This is a genomic window from Micromonospora sp. 050-3, from assembly GCF_046549335.1.
In the GTDB taxonomy this organism is placed as follows: Bacteria; Actinomycetota; Actinomycetes; order Mycobacteriales; family Micromonosporaceae; genus Micromonospora; species Micromonospora trifolii.
This window is the reverse complement of sequence record NZ_JAJPVX010000001.1, coordinates 2,100,788-2,119,084: the sequence shown is the minus strand read 5'-3', so window position 1 is coordinate 2,119,084 and position 18,297 is coordinate 2,100,788. Positions and strand designations below refer to the sequence as shown.

The 18,297-nt window shown below is 72.2% G+C and carries 15 protein-coding genes; 9 read left to right on the top strand and 6 right to left on the bottom strand.

The window, feature by feature from the left end; all coding sequences use genetic code 11:
• The first annotated feature begins 21 nt into the window (after nt 1-21).
• Both ACLJOK_RS09515 and ACLJOK_RS09510 read left to right on the top strand, forming a co-directional pair.
• Nucleotides 22-777: a hypothetical protein gene (locus ACLJOK_RS09515; protein WP_410817682.1), complete on the top strand. Its 756-nt coding sequence runs from the start codon at nt 22-24 to the stop codon at nt 775-777.
• 50 nt (nt 778-827) lie between these two features.
• Nucleotides 828-3,050, top strand: a complete 2,223-nt coding sequence (locus ACLJOK_RS09510) for a hypothetical protein (protein WP_410817680.1) — start codon at nt 828-830, stop codon at nt 3,048-3,050.
• A gap of 19 nt (nt 3,051-3,069) precedes the next feature.
• Here ACLJOK_RS09510 and ACLJOK_RS09505 read toward each other — a convergent pair whose 3' ends face one another.
• From ACLJOK_RS09505 to ACLJOK_RS09480, 6 genes are read right to left on the bottom strand one after another with little or no spacing between them, the layout of a single operon-like run.
• Complete coding sequence (locus ACLJOK_RS09505) at nt 3,070-3,915, bottom strand: PmoA family protein (RefSeq protein WP_410817679.1); 846 nt, start codon at nt 3,913-3,915, stop codon at nt 3,070-3,072.
• Entirely contained in the window at nt 3,912-4,553 is a 642-nt protein-coding gene (locus ACLJOK_RS09500) for a hypothetical protein (protein ID WP_410817678.1), read from the bottom strand. Before ACLJOK_RS09500 ends, ACLJOK_RS09505 begins: the two co-directional genes overlap by 4 nt.
• Nucleotides 4,537-5,436, bottom strand: coding sequence for a carbohydrate ABC transporter permease (locus ACLJOK_RS09495; protein ID WP_410817676.1), 900 nt, complete (start codon nt 5,434-5,436; stop codon nt 4,537-4,539). Before ACLJOK_RS09495 ends, ACLJOK_RS09500 begins: the two co-directional genes overlap by 17 nt.
• Complete coding sequence (locus tag ACLJOK_RS09490; protein WP_410817674.1) at nt 5,436-6,419, bottom strand: carbohydrate ABC transporter permease; 984 nt, start codon at nt 6,417-6,419, stop codon at nt 5,436-5,438. The genes ACLJOK_RS09495 and ACLJOK_RS09490 overlap by 1 nt, the downstream gene beginning before the upstream one ends.
• A gap of 30 nt (nt 6,420-6,449) precedes the next feature.
• Complete coding sequence (locus ACLJOK_RS09485; protein WP_410817673.1) at nt 6,450-7,799, bottom strand: ABC transporter substrate-binding protein; 1,350 nt, start codon at nt 7,797-7,799, stop codon at nt 6,450-6,452.
• Between the two features lie 19 nt (nt 7,800-7,818).
• Nucleotides 7,819-8,949 (bottom strand): LacI family DNA-binding transcriptional regulator, encoded by a 1,131-nt coding sequence (locus ACLJOK_RS09480; protein WP_238679341.1) that lies wholly within the window; start codon nt 8,947-8,949, stop codon nt 7,819-7,821.
• A gap of 236 nt (nt 8,950-9,185) precedes the next feature.
• Here ACLJOK_RS09480 and ACLJOK_RS09475 point away from each other — a divergent pair, with 236 nt between their 5' ends.
• The 7 genes from ACLJOK_RS09475 (at nt 9,186) to ACLJOK_RS09445 (ending at nt 18,184) form a co-directional block, all read left to right on the top strand.
• Nucleotides 9,186-10,514, top strand: coding sequence for a Gfo/Idh/MocA family protein (locus tag ACLJOK_RS09475; protein WP_410817671.1), 1,329 nt, complete (start codon nt 9,186-9,188; stop codon nt 10,512-10,514).
• A 25-nt stretch (nt 10,515-10,539) separates the two neighbouring features.
• Entirely contained in the window at nt 10,540-11,973 is a 1,434-nt protein-coding gene (gene uxaC, locus ACLJOK_RS09470) for a glucuronate isomerase (RefSeq protein WP_410817669.1), read from the top strand.
• Nucleotides 11,970-13,274, top strand: coding sequence for an enolase C-terminal domain-like protein (locus ACLJOK_RS09465; protein ID WP_410817668.1), 1,305 nt, complete (start codon nt 11,970-11,972; stop codon nt 13,272-13,274). The genes uxaC and ACLJOK_RS09465 overlap by 4 nt, the downstream gene beginning before the upstream one ends.
• Nucleotides 13,265-14,758, top strand: a complete 1,494-nt coding sequence (locus tag ACLJOK_RS09460) for a mannitol dehydrogenase family protein (protein WP_410817667.1) — start codon at nt 13,265-13,267, stop codon at nt 14,756-14,758. The genes ACLJOK_RS09465 and ACLJOK_RS09460 overlap by 10 nt, the downstream gene beginning before the upstream one ends.
• Nucleotides 14,748-15,962 carry a Gfo/Idh/MocA family protein gene (locus tag ACLJOK_RS09455; protein ID WP_410817665.1) on the top strand — a complete coding sequence of 405 codons (1,215 nt, stop codon included), beginning with the start codon at nt 14,748-14,750 and terminating at the stop codon, nt 15,960-15,962. The genes ACLJOK_RS09460 and ACLJOK_RS09455 overlap by 11 nt, the downstream gene beginning before the upstream one ends.
• 58 nt (nt 15,963-16,020) lie before the next feature.
• Nucleotides 16,021-17,376, top strand: a complete 1,356-nt coding sequence (locus ACLJOK_RS09450) for a polysaccharide lyase family 1 protein (RefSeq protein ID WP_410817663.1) — start codon at nt 16,021-16,023, stop codon at nt 17,374-17,376.
• 82 nt (nt 17,377-17,458) lie between these two features.
• Nucleotides 17,459-18,184: an HD domain-containing protein gene (locus ACLJOK_RS09445; protein WP_410817662.1), complete on the top strand. Its 726-nt coding sequence runs from the start codon at nt 17,459-17,461 to the stop codon at nt 18,182-18,184.
• Nucleotides 18,185-18,297: the final 113 nt, after the last annotated feature.

Below are 18,297 nucleotides of genomic sequence, written 5' to 3'. Positions count from 1 at the left end.
GACCGAGAGGAAGGTGCCGCCGTGGGTGACCTGCGCAAGCCGTTCCTGCTGATGGCCATGCTCGCCATCGTCCTGGCGATCGGGGTGGAGCTCGGCGCCGGGCTGCTGCTCGGCGGCGCCGACGCCGGTGCGGCCCTCGCGGACAGCGCCGGCGCGCTGGACGTGGAGATCGACGACGTGTCCGGGGTCAGCGAACCGTCCGGCCGGGGCACCGGCTACCTGGCGTTGATCGACGCGGTGGCGGTCTGGAGCACCGGACTGTTCTGCCTGGGCCTGCTGCTGCCCGAGCGCGTCCAGGGTCGGGTGCAGGGCGTCGCCAGCCTGATCTTCTCGATCATCCTGATCATCGTCGGACTGATCGCGCTGGTCGTCGCGTTCGTGGAGCTGTCCATCATGGTGTCGCTGTTCCTGGCCGTCCCGTTCGGCACCCTGGCGTACCTGGCGCTGTGGGGGTTCTTCCCGGTCGGCGAGGCGGCGGTACTGCTCGGGCTGGTGCTGCTGCTCAAGCTGGTGTGGGCCGGGATGCTGGTGCTGGCCCAGCCGCGCTTCCTGCAGAACAAGGGCCTCGTCCTGCTGATCCTCACCACCCTGCTGTGCACTGTCGTGCTGGAGTTCCTGCACAACCTGGTGCCGGTGATCCTGGTCAGCATCGTCGACGACGTGGCGGCGCTGGTCTTCGCGATCATCGCGATCATCTGGGGGCTGGTGCTGTTGATCGGCTCCATCCCGGCGATCGTCAAGGCCATCCGCGTCACCGCCGCCCTACCGACCCGTTGACGTTTGCGGTATCGGCAGCGCCCGGGTGGATTGTCTGTGACCCTGACGGCGTGGACGAGACGCCGGGGCGCGACGCCGTGGAGTTGCGGGTGCACGGCATCTCCGGCGTCACCGCCGAACGGATCCTCGACCACCCGATCGTGACCCGGGTCGCCGGGAACACGCATGCGGGCTTCTTCCGGCCCTGGCCGGGCAGCGGCACCGCCGGCGGGGCCACCGACGGGGTCGCCGTCGAGGCGTACCGCTGGGGTTCGCTGACCGCCGGCGCGGCGGTACGGACGGCCTCGATGTTGCTGCTGCTGCCCTTCATGTTGAGCAACCTGGCGATCTGGCTCCGGCCGCCGGGCCACGACCGGTGGGGGCTGCTCGGCGTGCTGTGCCGGTTGCTCGCCGGTACCCTCACTGTCACGTTCATGCTGGCGGCGGTGGGCGTCACCCTGGACCTGGTCGGCTGGCAGTGCGTGCCGTACCCCGGGTGCCGGGCCAGCCGCCCCTACCTGGCCTGGCTGCACAACCTCCCGGCCGGGCCCCGGCTGGCCCTGCTGTCGATCGTTCCCCTGCTGGCGCTGCGGGTCGTCTGGGCCATCGGCACCCGGTCGGCGCGGACCTTCGAGGGGTTCGGCCCGTCGTCGGCGCAACGCCTGCCCGGTGAACCGGCCGGGAGCCTCACCGACCCCGGCTTCTGGCAGGACGAGCAGACCACGGGTTGGCTGCGGCAGCTCCACGTGGTGCTCGGCATCGGAACGCTGAACGTCGCCCTGCTCGCCGGCATCTCACCGGGTGGGGTGGGCGCGCCCGGTCACGCCGCGCTGTTCGGCGTCGCCGTCGGGCTGCTCGTGGTCGGGGCGGCCCTGCTCGCCCTGCCCGTGCCGGCCAGCCCGGCGGGGGCCCGACGGTTCCTGCGCCCCCTCTGGGTGGCCACCGTGGTGGTGACAGTGTGCTGCCTCGGCTCGGCCGCGCTCGCGGACGCGACACCGTCCGGATCGGGCAAGCTGCCCGGGTACGAGGGCGCCGCCGCCGCTGTGGTCGCCACGCAGGGCGTCCTACTGGTCGTGCTCATGCTCGTCACGCACACCCGCCAGCGTGCCGCCCGCGACGACGAACGCCCCTTCCTGCGCGGGCTCGGCACCCCGATCGTGGCGGCCGCGGCGGTGAGCGTCGGTGCCGCCTTCACCGCGACCCTGGTCTACCGCGTCGCGGACGCCCTCGACCACGGCGACATCCCCGATCCGATCCGACCCAACCCGCCGATCGTCGGCCCGCTGGAACCGCCGGTGGCCTACTGGTGGGCCGCGCTCGCCGGGCTCGCCGCGCTGCTGATCGGCGCGGCGGTGACCTCGGCGACCCTCCTGCTGAGCCGGCGACGGCGACGGAGGCTGGCGGCGCGGATCATCGAGCGGGACTACCCCGACGTGCCGGCCGAGGACGCGCACCGGCTGCGCCTGGTCCGGGAGATCATCGCCCGATCTCGGATCACCGAGGAGTTGGGCCCGGTGCTTGTCGCGTTCCTGCTGATCGCGTCGCTCGGGCTGGCCACCGTCGCCTTCGACGTGATCGGGGTCGGTCCCACCCAGCTCGCGGACCGCCTGGGCGGGCACGGTGGCGCCGCCGCCGTGCTCGCCGCGTACGTCACCGACGCCGGGGTCTGGGTGATCAGCCTGCTGGTGATCTGCCTCATGATCCTCGGCTTCCGCGCGTACCGATCGGCCCAGACCCGGCGGGTGGTGGCGGTGCTGTGGGACCTCGGCACGTTCTGGCCCCGGACGGTCCACCCGTTCGCGCCGCCCTGCTACGCCGCCCGCGCCGTTCCGGAGCTGGCGAAACGGGTCACCGGGCTCACCGCGCGGGGGCCGGTGGTCATCTCCGGACACAGCCACGGGTCGGTGCTCGCCGCGGCCACCATCCTGCAACTACCGCCGTCCGTGCTGGCCCGGGTCTCCCTGTTGACCTACGGCTCGCCGCTGCAACGCACCTACTCGCGGCTCTACCCGGCGTACCTCGGGCCGCGGACCCTGCGCGACCTGGGCGGGCGGATCGGGTGGCGGTGGCGCAACCTGTGGCGCGACACCGACCCGATCGGCGGGCCGATCTTTCCTGCGGGCCCGCACGGAGCACCGCCCGGCGTCGATGTGGACACTCGGCTGCGTGATCCCCGCAGCCTGACCATCGACCCGGCGGACACCGTGCCGCCGCCGATCGAAGGGCACTGGCCGTACCACACCCAGGCCGCGTACCAGGCGGCGATCCGTGAGCTGACCGACCGGTCCGGCTGACCCCGGGACCGCGCGGGGTTCACGGCACCGTCGTGACCAGGGCGGCGACATCGTCCCGGTCGAGGGTCCCGTCGGCCACCCACACCCGGTACCGGCCGTGCCGGCTCCCACCGGCCGGCACCACCGCCGGGCGGTCGAACGCGAACGCCACGCAGACCCCCGGATACATCCCGGTCCGCACGAACCACCTGTCGTCGCGGCCGAGCCCCGCGAAGACCAGTGTGTACGCCCCGCCGCGCGACCCGGCGCCGGTCAGCGCGAGCCACGGCGCCGCACTGCCGTTGACCGTCTCCTCCCCGGCCGCGTCGGCGGTGAACACCGCCGGTTCGCCGTCGGCGGCGGCCCGCCAGAAGAACCCGCCGTAGCCGGCCCCGCCCGGGCGGCCGTTGGTGGCCGGGCTGCCCAGCCGGATCTCCCGGTCGTCCGGGGCGACGAGGACGGACTCCAGCTCGAGCCGCCAGGCGCCCGGCGCGACCACCGACGCGGCGAGCCACCTCCGCTCGGTCAGCAGCACCCCGCCGGCCCGGTCGCGCCACTGGAGGTCGTGCGCGTACCGGCCCGGGGAGCGTTCGACCTCGCCGGTGTGCGCGATGACGCCGTGGTCGTCCCGCCAGGTGTAGCCGACGTCGCGGACATAGGTGCGCCCGCCCCAAAGGTTGCTGCCGTCGACGTCCTGCACCGCGAGGGACGCGCCGAGGTGCCACACGTGGTCGGCGGGGAGCGCGTCGGTGACCACAGTCCCGCCGAGCGTGCGTACCGGGTGCAGGTACGGTCGGGGCCCGTGCCGCGCGTCCAGCGCCGGGTCGAGCACGTACTCGGCCACCGCCGTGGCCCCGACCGTCAGCCGCACCGGCTCCCCGCTCACCGCAGCTCCCGGCGGCCGAGATCGGCGGCCGACACCGGCCGGCGGACGGTGACGGCGTGCAGGGCGGCCACTGTGTAGCCGGCGAGGATCGGCACCGCGACAGGGGTGACCAGGACCGTGAGCAGCCCGGCCAGCGCGACGACCCCGGTGAGCGCCGCCCAGCGGGTGGGCGCGTCGAGGCAGGCGCGGGCGGCGGACCGGGCCGAGGCCCGCCACCGCCCGCCCCCGTTGCCGCCCACCTCGACGACGACCAGTCCGGCGTACCCGGCCAGGCCGGCCGCGATCAGCGCCGTCACCAGCAGCGCCGCCGGGCCGCCCGGCACCCGACCGGTGGCCAGCGCCGCCAGATCGGCGGCGAGCAGCGCCGCGCCGGCGAGCGCGAACAGGCTGACCGGCACACCGGGCAGCACCGCGCGGCCGAACCGGCGCACCGTCGTGCGCGCCGACGGCCAGCTGCCGGTACGCGTCCAGTCGTGCACCGCCGCGCTGGCCGTGCCCGCCGCCGCAGCGGCGGTGAGCAGGGGCACCGCCGCGAGGGTCAGCAGGATGCCCAGCAGTGCGAGGTCGGCGGCGTCGCGGGCGACGTCGCGCCAGTCCCGCCGCCCGCCGGTGTCAATCGGTTCAGCCCTTGATGCCACTGGTGTTGATCCCCTCGACGAGCATCCGCTGGAACGCGACGAAGAACAGGAAGACCGGCAGCAGCGACAGCACCGACATGGCGAACATCGGGCCGACCGCGCTCTGGCTGGTCGAGTCGATGAACAGGGTCAGCGCGACCGGGACTGTGTAGTCCTCCAGTTGGGACAGGAAGACCAGTTGGCGGAAGAAATCGTTCCAGGTCCAGATGAACGAGAAGATCGCCGTGGTGACCAGCGCCGGGCGGCTCAGCGGCAGGATGATGTGCCGGAAGATGCCGAACGGGCCGGCGCCGTCGATGCGGGCCGCCTCGTCCAGCTCCCGGGGAACACCGCGCATGAACTGCACCATGAGGAAGACGAAGAACGCCTCGGTGGCCAGGAACTGCGGGATCAGCAGCGGCAGGTACGGCCAGTCGCCGCCGACCAGGCCGAGCGTGCGGAACAGGATGTACTGCGGCACGATCAGCACGTGCTGGGGCAGCAGCAGCGTGCCGATCATGACGGCGAACCACATGCCGCGCAGCCGGAACCGCAGCCGGGCGAAGGCGTAGGCGGCCAGCAGGCAGGAGAGCCCGTTGCCGATGACGGTGAGCAGGCTGACCATGGCGCTGTTGAGGAAGAACCGGCCGAAGCTGACGTCGAAGTTGGACCACCCGGCGGTGTAGTTGCCCGGGGTGAACCGCTCCGGCAGCAGCCCGACGTTGTTGACGATCTCCTCCTGGGACTTCAGCGAGGTGCCCACCATCCAGATCAGCGGGTAGAGCACCACGGCGACGATCGCCACCAGGATCAGCAGTCGCAGCACGGGCCGTCCGCCGGGTCGTCGGCGCGCGTTCGGCGGCGCTGTGGTCGGCGCTGCTGTCGTCGGGGTCACCGTCACCATCACCGGTCCTCCCCGTCGGAGTAGTGCACCCAGAACCGTCCGGTGCTGAAGAAGATCGCGGTGATGACCGCGATGGCGAGCAGGAACACCCAGGCCATCGCCGAGGCGTAGCCCATGTTGAGGTCGGTGAAGCCGGTGATGTACAGGTTCAGCGTGTACATCAGGGTGGAGTCGACAGGGCCACCGGTGCCGTTGCTGAGCACGAACGCGGCGGTGAAGCCCTGGAAGCCGTTGATGGTCTCCAGCACCAGGTTGAAGAAGATGACCGGGGAGAGCATCGGCAGTGTGACGTTGCGGAACTGGCGGAACCGACCGGCGCCGTCGACCGACGCGGCCTCGTACAGCTCGGTGGGCACCTGCTTGAGCCCGGCCAGGAAGATCACCATCGGTGCGCCGAACTGCCAGATGGCCAGCACCATCAGTGTTTCGAGGGCCCAGTCCGGGTCGTTGACCCACGGTTTGCCGGTGATGCCGATGAGGCTCAGCAGCGAGTTGAACGCGCCGTCGCGGTTGAACATGTTGACCCAGACGATGGCCAGCGCGACGCTGCCGCCGAGCAGGGACGGCAGGTAGAACAGCCCGCGGAACACCCCGACGCCGCGCCAGGCGCGGTTGAGCAGCAGCGCCACGCCGAGCGCCGCGGCCAGTTTCAGCGGTACGGCGATCAGCGCGAAGGTCAGGGTGACCCGCACCGCGTGCCAGTACGACGGGTCGGCGGTGAACATCCGTTCGTAGTTGGCCAGCCCCACCCACTGCACCTCGGAGAAGGGGGTGAGGATGTCGTAGTTGGTGAAGCTCAGGTAGAGCGACAGCAGCATGGGGACTGCCGTGATACCCATCAGGCCGATGAGCCACGGCGACAGGAAGACGTACCCCGCCAGACCTTCGCTGTTCCGGAAGCGTCCGGGCCCACGCCTCTCAGCGTGGGCCCGGTCGGATCCGGGGCCGCGTCGGGTCGGGTCGGGCGCCGTGGTCAACGCCACGAACAGCTCCTCTCCTCGCCTCGCGGGCGGTCAGGCGATGGCGGACTTGCTCGCCTCGATGAACTGGGCGGCGGCCTCGGCGGAGGTGGCCCGGCCGTACTGCGCGTTCTCGGCGGCCTTGATCAGCTCGGACTTCACCTTGCTGTGCCCCTTGATCGGTACCTGCGGCGACTTGCCGAACTTCTGGGTCAGCTCCGCCTCGACGGCGATCGACTGCTTCATGGCCGGGTCGGTGGTGTCGTCGCTGACGACCCGGCGCAGGTCCAGGTTGGACGGCAGGCCGCGGTCGGTGCCGAGCAGCTTGACCGCCTCCACGTCGTTGTTCAGGAAGTTGATCACATCGATCGCGACGTCCTTGTTCTTGCTGCCCTTGAACACCGACCAGTACATCGAGGCCCGGGCCCACTGCGCGCTGGGGTCACCGGGGTAGGCGATCACGCCCAGCTCGTCCTTGGTGTTCTTCTTCAGGTCCGGCATCTGGTTGGCCCAGACCCAACTGGTGCCCGCCTTGCCGGTGACCACCAACTGCTTGGTGATGTCGGTGGCGTTGCCCTCGTGGATGACGTCGGCGGTCGGGGTGGCCTTGCGGTCCCGGGCGCCCTTCCACAGGTCGAACCACTTGGTCACGTCCTCGGCGGTGAAGCCCAGCTCCTTGCCCTTGTAGAGGTCCTTGCCCTGCTGGCGCAGCCAGACCCAGAACGCCTTGTAGTCGGCGCTCGGGTCCTGGGTGCCGGGCACCTTGGTCTTGGCGGTGACCTGCTCGGCCCAGGCGATGTGCTCCTCCCACGACATCCCGGTGGTCGGCTCGGGCAGGTTGTGCTTGGTCAGCAGCGTCTTGTTGTAGACCAGGCCCTGGGTGTTCTCCCCGGCGGCCAGACCGGCGAGCTTGCCGTCGACCACGCCGTACTGCCAGAGGCTCTCGGGGAACTTGGACGTGTCCAGCTTTCCGGACTTCTGGTACGAGGTCAGGTCGAGCGTGGTGTTGCGGGCCGCGTACTCGGCCAGGTAGTTGTCGTCGATCTGGAACAGGTCCGGCGGGTTGCCGCCGGCGGTGAGGGTGGCCAGCTTGTCGAAGTAGCCCTGGTTGGCCTGCCAGGTCTTCTCGAACGTCACGTTCGGGTGCTTCTTGGTGTAGAGCGCGAGGGCGTCCTCGGTCAGCTTGGCCCGGGCGTCGCCGCCCCACCAGAAGATGGAGAGCTTGACCGGGGCGTTCGGGTCGGCGGCGCCGCCGCCGTCGTCTCCGCAGGCAGCGGCCCCGAACATCAGCGGCGCGGCGACCGTCACGGCGAGCAGGCCGCGCAGCAGGCGCCGCCGAGGCAGCGCGGTACGGTGATTGCGCCCGGCAGGCGCGTTAGTGGTGGGGGGCGTTGCGGGGTGCATGTGCGCTCACTCCTCGGCATTAGGAGGCGACGGCGTCACCGGTGGCCGCGGTCGGGATGCCCGGGCCCGCAGGGCAATGCGGGTCCGGGCCACGCGGCGCGGCCAGGGGACGTGCCGGTCGGGCGTACGGGCCCGGGCCGGTCGAGTCGCGGATGACCAGGTCGGTCTGGAGCATTACCTGTGCGGTGGTACGACGGACGCCGATCGCCGTGCCGGCACCGGACCCCCGCGCACCGCGCGGTGACTCGATGTCCTGTTGCAGCAGCATGTCGACGGCCGTCCGGCCGGCGGCCCCGGTGGGTGTGGCCACCGTCGTCAGTTTGGGGCGGGTCAGCCGGCTCAGGGTGATGTCGTCGACCCCGACGACGCTCACCTCCTGCGGCACCCGGACCCCGAGCGCGTCCAGCCCCTCGATCAGGCCGATCGCCATCAGGTCGTTGTAGGCGAGCACTGCCGACACGCCGCTGCGTCGCACCTGCTCGGCGACGGCGGAGCCGCCGACCTCGGTGGGCGCGTTGGGGCCGAGCACTGTCAGCTCCGCGCCGCCGGCTCGGGCGGCCGCGCCGGCGGCACGGCGCATCTCCCGGTTGGTCCACGAGCTGCGCGGCCCACCGAGCAGCGCGATGCTGCGGTGCCCCAGGCCGACCAGGTGCTCGATCGCCGAGCGGGCGCCCTGCCCGACGTCCATCAGTACGCAGGGCAGGCCGGTCACCTGGCGGTTCACCACGACCAGTGGCACCTCGCGGCTGAGCTGCTCGATCAGGCTGTTGCTCATCCGAGGGCTGCACAGCAGCACCCCGTCCACCTGCTTGGCCAGCGCGTGGACCAGCTCTTCCTCGGCGGTCGGGTCCTCGTTGGTGTCGGCCACGAAGACGTGGTAGTCGCGGTGGCGGGCCTGACTCTCCGCCGCCTTGATCAGCGGCGGGAAGAACGGGTTCGCGATGTCCGCGATGATCAGCCCGATGTTGTGCGTCCGCCCGGTGATGAGGGCTCGGGCGGCACGGTTCGGCCGGTAGCCCAGATCCTCCGCGCAGGCCAGCACCCGGACCCGGGTCTCCGGGTTGACCAGGTGTGGAGCGGAGAAGGTGCGGGACACGGTGGAGATGTGCACACCGGACGCGCGGGCGACGTCCCGGATGGTGACTGGCACGGCGGCCCCTTCGTCCGATGTGGTGGCGGTCACGCAGGTGTGGCCCATTAATGCAAACGGTTGCGCCACTGTCAACGGTCAATGGTTACGGCTTCGTTGCACCCGCACTCCCCTAGGTGACCTGCTGCCCCACAAACACTGACAAATGACGCCGATCCCGCCGTCGTCGTTGACGCGAACGGATCGATCGTGATTACTTCATTGCAAACCTTTGCAGCACCACGGGAGGCGACCGCATGTCACCGAGAGCCGCCGGACGGGTCCGGTACGCCGTCGTGGGCACCGGCGCGAGGGCCGAGATGTTCGTCCGGGCGCTGGTGCTCGACCACGCCGACACCACCGAGCTGGTCGCCTTCGCCGACGTCAACCAGGCCCGGATGGACGCGCACAACCGCTGGCTGGGCGAGCTGGGTCACCGCCCGGTGCCCACGTACCCGGCCGGTGACTTCACGGCCATGCTGGACTCCGAGCGTGTCGACGTCGTCCTGGTCACCAGCGTGGACGTCACCCACGACGAGTACGTGGTGGCCGCGCTGCGCGCCGGTCGGGAGGTCGTCACCGAGAAACCGATGACAGTGGACGTGGCACGTTGCCGGCGCATCCTGGACACGGTGACCGAGACCGGTGGTCGGGTGACTGTCGCGTTCAACTACCGCTACAACCCGCTGCACGAACAGGTTCGGCGGCTGCTCGCCGAGGGCGCGGTCGGCGAGATCGGCTCGGTGCACTTCGAGTGGCTGCTCGACGTCCGCCACGGCGCCGACTACTTCCGCCGCTGGCACCGCGACAAGGCCACCTCCGGTGGGCTGATGGTGCACAAGGCCAGCCACCACTTCGACCTGGTCAACTGGTGGCTGGACGCCACGCCCGTCGAGGTGTACGCGGCCGGCCGCCTCTTCTTCTACGGCGAGGACGGTCGCCGGCACGGCTACGCCCGCGACTACGACCGGGCGCACGGCTCCCCCACCGCCGCCGACGACCCGTTCGCGCTGCGGCTGGACGCCCACCCCCGGCTGCGAGAGCTGTACCTCGACGCCGAGGCCGAGGACGGCTACCAGCGCGACCGCAACGTCTTCGCGCCCGGGGTGAGCATCGAGGACGACATGGCGGTGCTCGCCCGCTACTCCACCGGCGCCACCATGACCTACCACCTCACCGCGTACGCGCCCTGGGAGGGCTACCGGGTGATGATCAACGGCAGCCGGGGCCGACTGGAGCTGGACGTGGCCGAGAACGACCACGTCGACCGGGGCACCGCCGGCGCGGTCAAGGGCGCCGCCCTGCACGGCGCCGAGGCTCCGGCCGAGGGCGGTGGTGCGACGCTGACAGTGCGCCCGTTCTGGGCCCCGCCCCGGCAGATCCCGGTGGAGGGCCGCAGTCGGCACGGGCACGGCGGCGCGGACGCCCGGATGACCGGGGTGCTCCTCGGCGGTCAACCCGACCCGCTGGGCCGTGCCGCGACCGCCGACGACGGCGCGTTGGCCCTGCTCACCGGGTTGGCCGCCAACCGGTCCTTCGAGACCGGCCAACCCGTCCGCGTCGCCGACCTGCTCACCCCCCGCTGATACAGGAGACGAGGAGCCCCACCCCGTGCCCACGTTCGACCACACCGACCTGCTCCTGCCGCCCGAACCGGGCCAGCGCGCGCTGGCCCGGGAGCTGTACGCCCTGGCGGCGGAGCAACCCATCATCTCGCCGCACGGGCACGTCGACCCGGCCCTGCTCGCCGAGGACCGCCCTTTCCCGGACCCGGCGCAGCTGCTCATAGTGCCCGACCACTACCTGACCCGGATGCTGCTCAGTCAGGGCGTACCTCCGGCGGATCTGGGAGTGCCCACCCGCGACGGCAGCCCGGTGGAGACCGACGGCCGGGTGATCTGGCGACGCTTCGCCGCGCACTGGCACCTGTTCCGGGGCACCCCGTCGCGTCTCTGGCTGGAGCAGACCTTCCGCACCGTGTTCGGTGTGCAGACCCCGCTTCGCCCGAACACCGCCGACGCCCTCTACGACGAGATCGCGGCTCGGCTCGCCGAGCCGGACTTCCGGCCCCGGGCGCTGTTCGAGCGGTTCAACATCGAGGTCCTCGCCACCACCGAATCGCCGCTGGACGACCTCGCGCAGCACGCCAAGCTCGCCGCCGACGGGTGGGGCGGGCCGGGCGGCCGGGTGGTCACCACGTTCCGCCCGGACGACGTGGTGGACATGGAGTTCGAGGGCTGGTCGACCAATGTGGACCGTCTCGGGGATCGGGCCGGTGAGGACACCGGCACGTACGCCGGCTACCTGGCCGCGCTGCGGGCCCGACGCGCCGCGTTCATCGCCGCCGGCGCGACCTCCTCCGACCACGGCCACCCCACCGCCCGCACCCTGGACCTGACCCCGGCCGAGGCCGAGCGGCTCTACGACCGGGGCCGGCGCGGCGAGGCCGACGCCGCCGACGCGGAGGCGTTCCGGGCGCACATGCTCGTGGAGTTCGCCCGGATGTCGCTCGACGACGGCCTGGTCATGCAGCTGCACCCCGGCTCGGTGCGCAACCACAACCGGTGGTTGCACGCCCGGCACGGCCGCGACGTCGGCGGCGACATCCCGCAGGCCACCGAGTACGTGCACGCGCTCGCTCCGCTGCTGGAGCGCTACGGCAACGACCCCCGGCTGCGGCTGGTGCTCTACACCCTCGACGAGGACACCTTCACCCGCGAGCTGGCGCCCCTCGCGGGCGGCTACGCCGCGCTGCTGCTCGGCGCGCCCTGGTGGTTCCTGGACTCCCCGGAGGTGCTGCGCCGCTTCCGGGAGACGGTCACCGAGAGCGCCGGCTTCTACAACACCACCGGGTTCGTCGACGACACCCGGGCGTTCTGCTCCATCCCGGTACGCCACGACGTGGCCCGCCGGGTGGACGCCGGCTTCCTGGCCCGGCTCGTCGCCGAGCACCGGCTGCCGATGGACGAGGCCGCCGAGACCATCGTCGACCTGGCGTACCGGCTGCCCAAGCGGGTCTTCAACTTCGGAGGACAGGCTCAATGACCGTCACCATCACCTCCGTCGAGGTGCACGACGTGCGGTTCCCCACCGCAGCCCGGGGCGACGGCTCCGACGCGATCAACCGGGGTGACTACTCGGCGACGTACGTGGAGCTGGGCACCGACGCCGGCCCGACCGGCGCCGGGTTCACCTTCACCAACGGCCGGGGCAACGAGATCACCTGCGCGGCGGTGCGCGCCCTGGCCCACCACGTGCGGGGACGCACCATCGAGGAGATCACTGCCGAGCCGGTCGCGTTCTGGCGCTCGCTCAGCGCCGACGTGCAGCTGCGCTGGCTGGGCCCGGAGAAGGGCGTCATCCACATGGCGACCGGCGCGCTGGTCAACGCGGTCTGGGACCTGCGGGCCACACTGGCCGGCAAGCCGATGTGGCGCTTCCTCGCCGACCTGCCCACCGACGACCTGGTGGCCAGCGTTGACTTCCGGCACATCACCGACGCGATCACCCCGGACGAGGCCGCCGCCATCCTCGACAAGGGGCGCGACGGGCTGGCCGACCGGTTGGCCACCCTCGAACGTGACGGTTTCCCGTCGTACACCACCTCGGTCGGGTGGCTCGGCTACCCCGACGACAAGGTGCGGGCGCTGACCCGGCAGGCGTACGCCGACGGCTGGCGGGCGATGAAGATGAAGGTCGGGGGCCCGCTCGCCGACGATCTGCGGCGGGCCCGGATCATCCGGGAGGAGATCGGCCCGGACGCGCTGCTGATGATGGACGCCAACCAGGTCTGGGACGTCGACGAGGCGATCACCGCGATGGCGGCGCTGGCCGAGGTGGACCCGTACTGGATCGAGGAGCCCACCCATGCCGACGACATCCTCGGGCACGCCCGGATCGCCCGCGCGGTGGCCGAGTTGACCGCCGGCCGCTGCCGGGTGGCCACCGGTGAGGTGGCTGCCAACCGGGTCATCTTCAAGCAGCTGCTCCAGGCCGAGGCGATCGGGGTGATGCAGATCGACGCCTGCCGGGTCGGCGGCGTCAACGAGGTCCTGGCCGAGCTGCTGCTGGCGGCCAAGTTCGGCGTGCCGGTCTGCCCGCACGCCGGCGGCGTGGGCCTCTGCGAGTACGTCCAACACCTGGCGATCTTCGACTACCTGCGGGTGGGCACCGGGCTGGACGGCCGGATGATCGAGTACGTCGACCATCTGCACGAACACTTCGTCGATCCGGTGCGGACGCGCGGAGGCCGCTACCTGCTGCCCGAACGAGCCGGTTACAGCGCCACCATGAAGCCCGCGTCGATCGCGGAGTTCCGCTTCCCGGACGGCCCGGCATGGCGGTGACCGTCGGGGCCTCCCGGCTCGGCCTGGGCATGCTGCGCCGGCTGCCCGCCGAGGCCCGCCCGCTGATCCGGCCGGGCACGGTGCCGACCGGCGTCGTACACCTGGGGTTGGGCGCGTTCCACCGGGCCCACCAGGCCGTCTTCACCGAGGCGGCGGTCGGCGCGGCCGGCGGTGACTGGGGCATCGTGGCCGTCGCCCCGCGCAGCAGCGCCGTGGTCGAGGCGATCGCCGCGCAGGACAACCTGTTCAGCGTCAGCGCCCTCTCCGCCGCCGGCAGTTCCACCCGGGTGGTCGGCGCCCTGAGCGGCGTCCGGCACGCGCCCAGCGACCCGGACGCCGTGGTGGCGCTGCTCGCCGACCCGGCGGTCCGCGTGGTGACCCTGACCGTCACCGAGAAGGCGTACCAACTCGACCCGGTGACAGGCCGGCTGTCCCCGGACTCGGCGCTCGCCGCGGACCTGGCCGGCGGCGGACCGCCGAGCACGGTGCCGGGGCTGCTGCTGCGCGGGCTGGCCGCCCGGGCCGCCGCGGACGCCGGGCCGGTGGCCCTGGTGAGCTGCGACAACCTGCCGGCCAACGGTCGGCGACTGCGCGGCATGCTCGACCAGGCGGTCGGCCGGGCCGGAGGGGTGCCCGCCGGGCTGGTCGAGTGGGTGGCCGGCAACGTCACCTGCCCGGGCACCATGGTGGACCGGATCGTGCCGGCCAGCACCCCGGAGACGATCGAGGCGGCCCGGCGGGCGCTCGGCGTGACCGATCTGGCCGCGGTGGCCGCCGAGCCGTACGCGCAGTGGGTGATCGAGGACGATTTCCCCGGCGGCCGGCCCGGTTGGGAGTTCGCCGGGGCGGTGCTCACCGACGACGCCGGCCCGTGGGAGCGGTTGAAGCTGCGCGCCCTCAACGGGGTGCACTCCGCCATCGCGTACCTCGGGGCGTTGGCCGGTCGGGAGACGATCGCCGACGCGCTGGAGATCCCGCACCTGCGCGACGTGCTGCGCCGGCTGATCGCCGAGGACGTGGCGGCCAGCTTCACCCCGCCGGACGGGGTGCGGGTGGTCGACTACGGCGAGCAGGCCCTCGCCCGGTTCGGCAACCCGGCGATCCACCACCGCACCCTCCAGGTGGCGATCGACGGCTCCCAGAAGCTGCCGCAGCGCGTCCTGCACACCATCGCCGACCTGCGCGCGGCCGGGCGGTCCGCACGCTGGGGCGCGCTGGTCGTGGCGTCCTGGTTGCGCTTCGCGCTGGGGTACGCCGACGACGGCCGGCCGTTGCCGTTCCAGGACCCACTGGCCGGGCCGATCCGGGCCGCGCTGGACGCCGGGGCGCAGAGCCCGGCGGGCGCTGTCGACGCGGTCTTCGCGCTGCGCGACGTCATCCCGATGGAGGTGGCCGAGGACGACGAGGTCCGCGCCGACGTGATCGCCTGGCTGACCGCGTTGGAGCGGCACGGCGTCGAGGCCACCCTGGCCGGTGCCCGGTGACCGGGCCGACCCGGACCGGTGGGTGGTGAGCGGGGCAACCCCGCCGCCCCGGGTGGCGGTGATCGGGGCGAACGGGCACGGTCGCTGGCACCGGCGGGTGATCGCGCCCCTGCACGCCGCCGGTCGGCTGCGGTTGGCCGCCCTGGTCGACGTCCGACCGGTGGAGGACGACCCGGCCGCCCCGGTGCCGCCCGGGGTGGCGGTCTTCACCGACCACCGGGCGATGCTCGCCGCCACCCGACCGGAGGTGGTGGTGATCTGCACGCCGCCACACACCCACCTGGCGATCGCCCGCGACGCCCTGGCCACCGGCGCCGATCTGCTCCTGGAGAAGCCGCCGGTGCTGTCGCTGGCCGAGCACGAGGAGTTGACCTGGGCCCTCACCGCCGCCGGCCGGGTGGCCCAGGTCGGCTTCCAGGCGCTCGGCTCGGCGGCCCTCACCGCGCTGACCGACGCGCTTGCCGCCGGCCGGCTGGGCACTGTCACCGGCATCTCCACCATCGCCGCGTGGCTTCGGCCGGACGCCTACTACACCCGCTCCCCCTGGGCCGGTCGGCGGAGTCTGGACGGTCGGCCGGTGCTGGACGGCGCGCTCGCCAACCCGCTCGCGCACGCGGTGATGCAGTGCCTGGCGATCGCCGAGGCGCTCGCCGGGGCGACGCCCTGGCCGGTCGCGATCGAGGTGGAGCGCTACCGGGTCCGGCCGATCGAGGTGGAGGACACCGCCGTGCTGCGGGTCCGGTTCCGCGCCGGGCCGCCGGTGCTGGTGGCGGTGACCCTGGCCGCCGAGGAGTTCGTGGCGGGCGAGGTGGTGGTGACCGGTACGGCGGGCCAGGCGGTGCTGGAGTACCCGACCGACCGGCTGCGGCTGCCCGGGGACGTGGTGACCCGCCGGGTGCCGGGGCGGCTGGGGCTGCTGGAGAACCTGCTCGCCCACCGGGCGAACCCGTCGGGCGTGCCACTGATCGCGCCGCTGGCCCGTACCGCGCCGTTCACCGCACTGCTGGACGCGTTGCAACCCGCGCCGGAACCCCGGCTGCTCGACGGCGAGCTGGTGACCACCCTCGGCGAGGGCGGGGAGCGGGTCCGCCACCTGCGAGGCGTCGTCGACGTGTTGCGCCGGGCGGCCCAGCGGGGGGCGCTGCCGAGCGAGCTGGGAGTGCCGTGGGCGTCCGGCGCGTACCGCGCCGAGCTGGCCGGTTAACGGCGGACAGACACCACCTGGGACGGACACCCACACCACAAACGAATGGAGCGAGTCGATGCGCAGAATCCTCGGCGGCGCCACAGTGGTCGCCCTTCTCCTGGGCGCCACCCCGGCCGCCGCCGCTGCCCGTCCGGACGTTCCGTCCGCCGACCGGCTCTCCTGGTTGGCCGACCGCCTCGGCCGGCAGACGCTGCCCGAGCGCGACGGTTGGGCGGCCGACGGCCCCGGCACCACCGGCGGCTCGGCGGCCACCCCCGAGCGGACCCGGGTGGTCCACGACCGGACCGAGCTGGTCGCCGCGCTGGGCGGCGACAACGCCGGCAACGCCACCGACGCCACCCCGAAGCTCATCTACGTCGACGGCGCCATCGACGGCTTCGAAGGGCCCGACGGCACGCCGCTGAGCTGCGCCGACCTGGCCGACCCGGGCTACCGGTGGGACGCCTACCTGGCCGCGTACGACCCGGCGGTGTGGGGACGGGTGCCACCGAGTGGGCCGCTGGAGGAGGCTCGGGCGCGCTCGGTGATCAACCAGACCCGGCAGACCCAGATCAACGTCGGGCCGAACACCACCATCGTCGGGCTGCGCGGCGCTCGACTGACCGGGCTCACCCTCATGATCGACCGCGCGTCGAACGTCATCGTCCGCAATCTGACCCTCGTCGACGCCCGCGACTGCTTCCCCGCCTGGTCGCCGACCGACGGCGAGGCCGGCAACTGGAACAGCCAGTACGACCAGATCTCCGTACGCCGCAGCGAGAACGTCTGGGTCGACCACAACACCTTCACCGACGGCGACAACCCGGACAGCGCCCAGCCGGTGTACTTCGGTCGGCCGTACCAGGTGCACGACGGGTCGCTGGACGCGACGCACACCGCCAGCCTGGTCACCGCCTCCTGGAACCGCTTCACGAATCGGGACAAGCTGATGTTGATTGGCTCGTCCAACACCGTCGGCCCGGATGTGGGCCGGCTGAGGGTCACAGTGCACCACAACCTCTTCGACGGCGTCCTGCAACGGCTGCCCCGGGTGCGTTTCGGTCAGGTCGACGTCTACAACAACCACTACCGACTCGGTGGCGACGACTTCCAGTACGCGCTCGGCGTCGGTGTCCAGTCGGCGATCTACGCGCAGAACAACTTCTTCACAGTGGACGCGGCTGTCGACCCGGCGGACCTGCTCTACGACTGGGGTGGCACCGCGTTGACCGAGCGAGGCTCCTGGGTCCGCCAGGGCGGCGGCGCGGCAAGACCGGTCGATCTGCTGGCGGCGTACAACGCGACCCATGACCCCGACCTGGGCGCGGACGCGGGCTGGACGCCCACCCTGCGCCGCAACCCCGTCCTGCCGGCGCCGCTGGTCCCCCTCCTGGTGGACCCGCTAGCCGGCGCCGACCGCCTGCCGGTCTGACGGCTCGGCGCGCCCGCAACTCGCGGTCGGGTCGGCGACGTACGGGCTCATCGATGTGGTGAAGATCGGCTATAAGTGACGCATGGACTTCCCGCCGCACCTGGGCAGCATGCCGATGCACGCGATCACCGAGATCCACGGCGAACCGGGCCTGCTGGAACGTTTCCGGTTGGAGGTCCAGCAGTTCGACGACGCCGCCCGGGCGCGGTTGACCGCCGCGCTCGACCTCGCCGCCGAACTGCACCGTGACGATCGACGCGTCCGCGAGCCGTACCTGAACCACCTCCTGCGGGTGGCGATCCGGTTGATGCACCACTACCAGGTGCGGGACGTGGACGTGATCGTCGCCGGCCTGCTGCACGACGCCGTGGAGGACCACCCGGTCGAACTGGCCGACGGCGACCCGGGCACCGACCCGACCGGGGCCGCGCTGGCCGCGCTCGCCGCGCGGTTCGGGTCGCGGGTGGCCACCCTGGTCGCCGCGGTCACCAATCCGGTGTACGACCCCGAGCGGGACCGCAACGCGCAGTACCGGGAGCATCTGGCGGTCAGTCTGGACCGGGAGCCCTGGGCCCGGGTGATCAAGGTGTCGGACTTCACCGACAACGGGGTGGGCGTGATCCACACGGTCGGGCCGAAGGTGATCTCGTCGGCCCGGAAGTACCGCCCGCTGGTGCCGCTGTTCCGGGACCTGATCGGCCGGCCGGACACCCCGTTGTCGCCCGCTGTGAAGCGGCACATCTTCGGCCAGCTGGACCTTGCCGAGGAGCGGTTCAGCGCCATCCTGGATCAGCCCGCCCCGAGCTGATCCGTCCGGATCACCCGACCGGGTTCCGTGACAAGTTCTCAGATCTGTCCGGAAGCTTCGGGCATTACGGTTGGTTTGCGTCAGATGAGAGGAAAGTTCCCTCTCGGTTCATC

What these genes read in the sequence shown, in the direction of transcription:
- ACLJOK_RS09495 (WP_410817676.1), bottom strand. Translation starts at nt 5,436, where the DNA reads ATGGTGACGGTGACCCCGACGACAGCAGCGCCGACCACAGCGCCGCCG.
- ACLJOK_RS09485 (WP_410817673.1), bottom strand. Translation starts at nt 7,799, where the DNA reads ATGCACCCCGCAACGCCCCCCACCACTAACGCGCCTGCCGGGCGCAAT.
- ACLJOK_RS09450 (WP_410817663.1), top strand. Translation starts at nt 16,021, where the DNA reads ATGCGCAGAATCCTCGGCGGCGCCACAGTGGTCGCCCTTCTCCTGGGC.
- ACLJOK_RS09460 (WP_410817667.1), top strand. Translation starts at nt 13,265, where the DNA reads ATGGCGGTGACCGTCGGGGCCTCCCGGCTCGGCCTGGGCATGCTGCGC.
- ACLJOK_RS09465 (WP_410817668.1), top strand. Translation starts at nt 11,970, where the DNA reads ATGACCGTCACCATCACCTCCGTCGAGGTGCACGACGTGCGGTTCCCC.
- ACLJOK_RS09475 (WP_410817671.1), top strand. Translation starts at nt 9,186, where the DNA reads ATGTCACCGAGAGCCGCCGGACGGGTCCGGTACGCCGTCGTGGGCACC.
- ACLJOK_RS09445 (WP_410817662.1), top strand. Translation starts at nt 17,459, where the DNA reads ATGGACTTCCCGCCGCACCTGGGCAGCATGCCGATGCACGCGATCACC.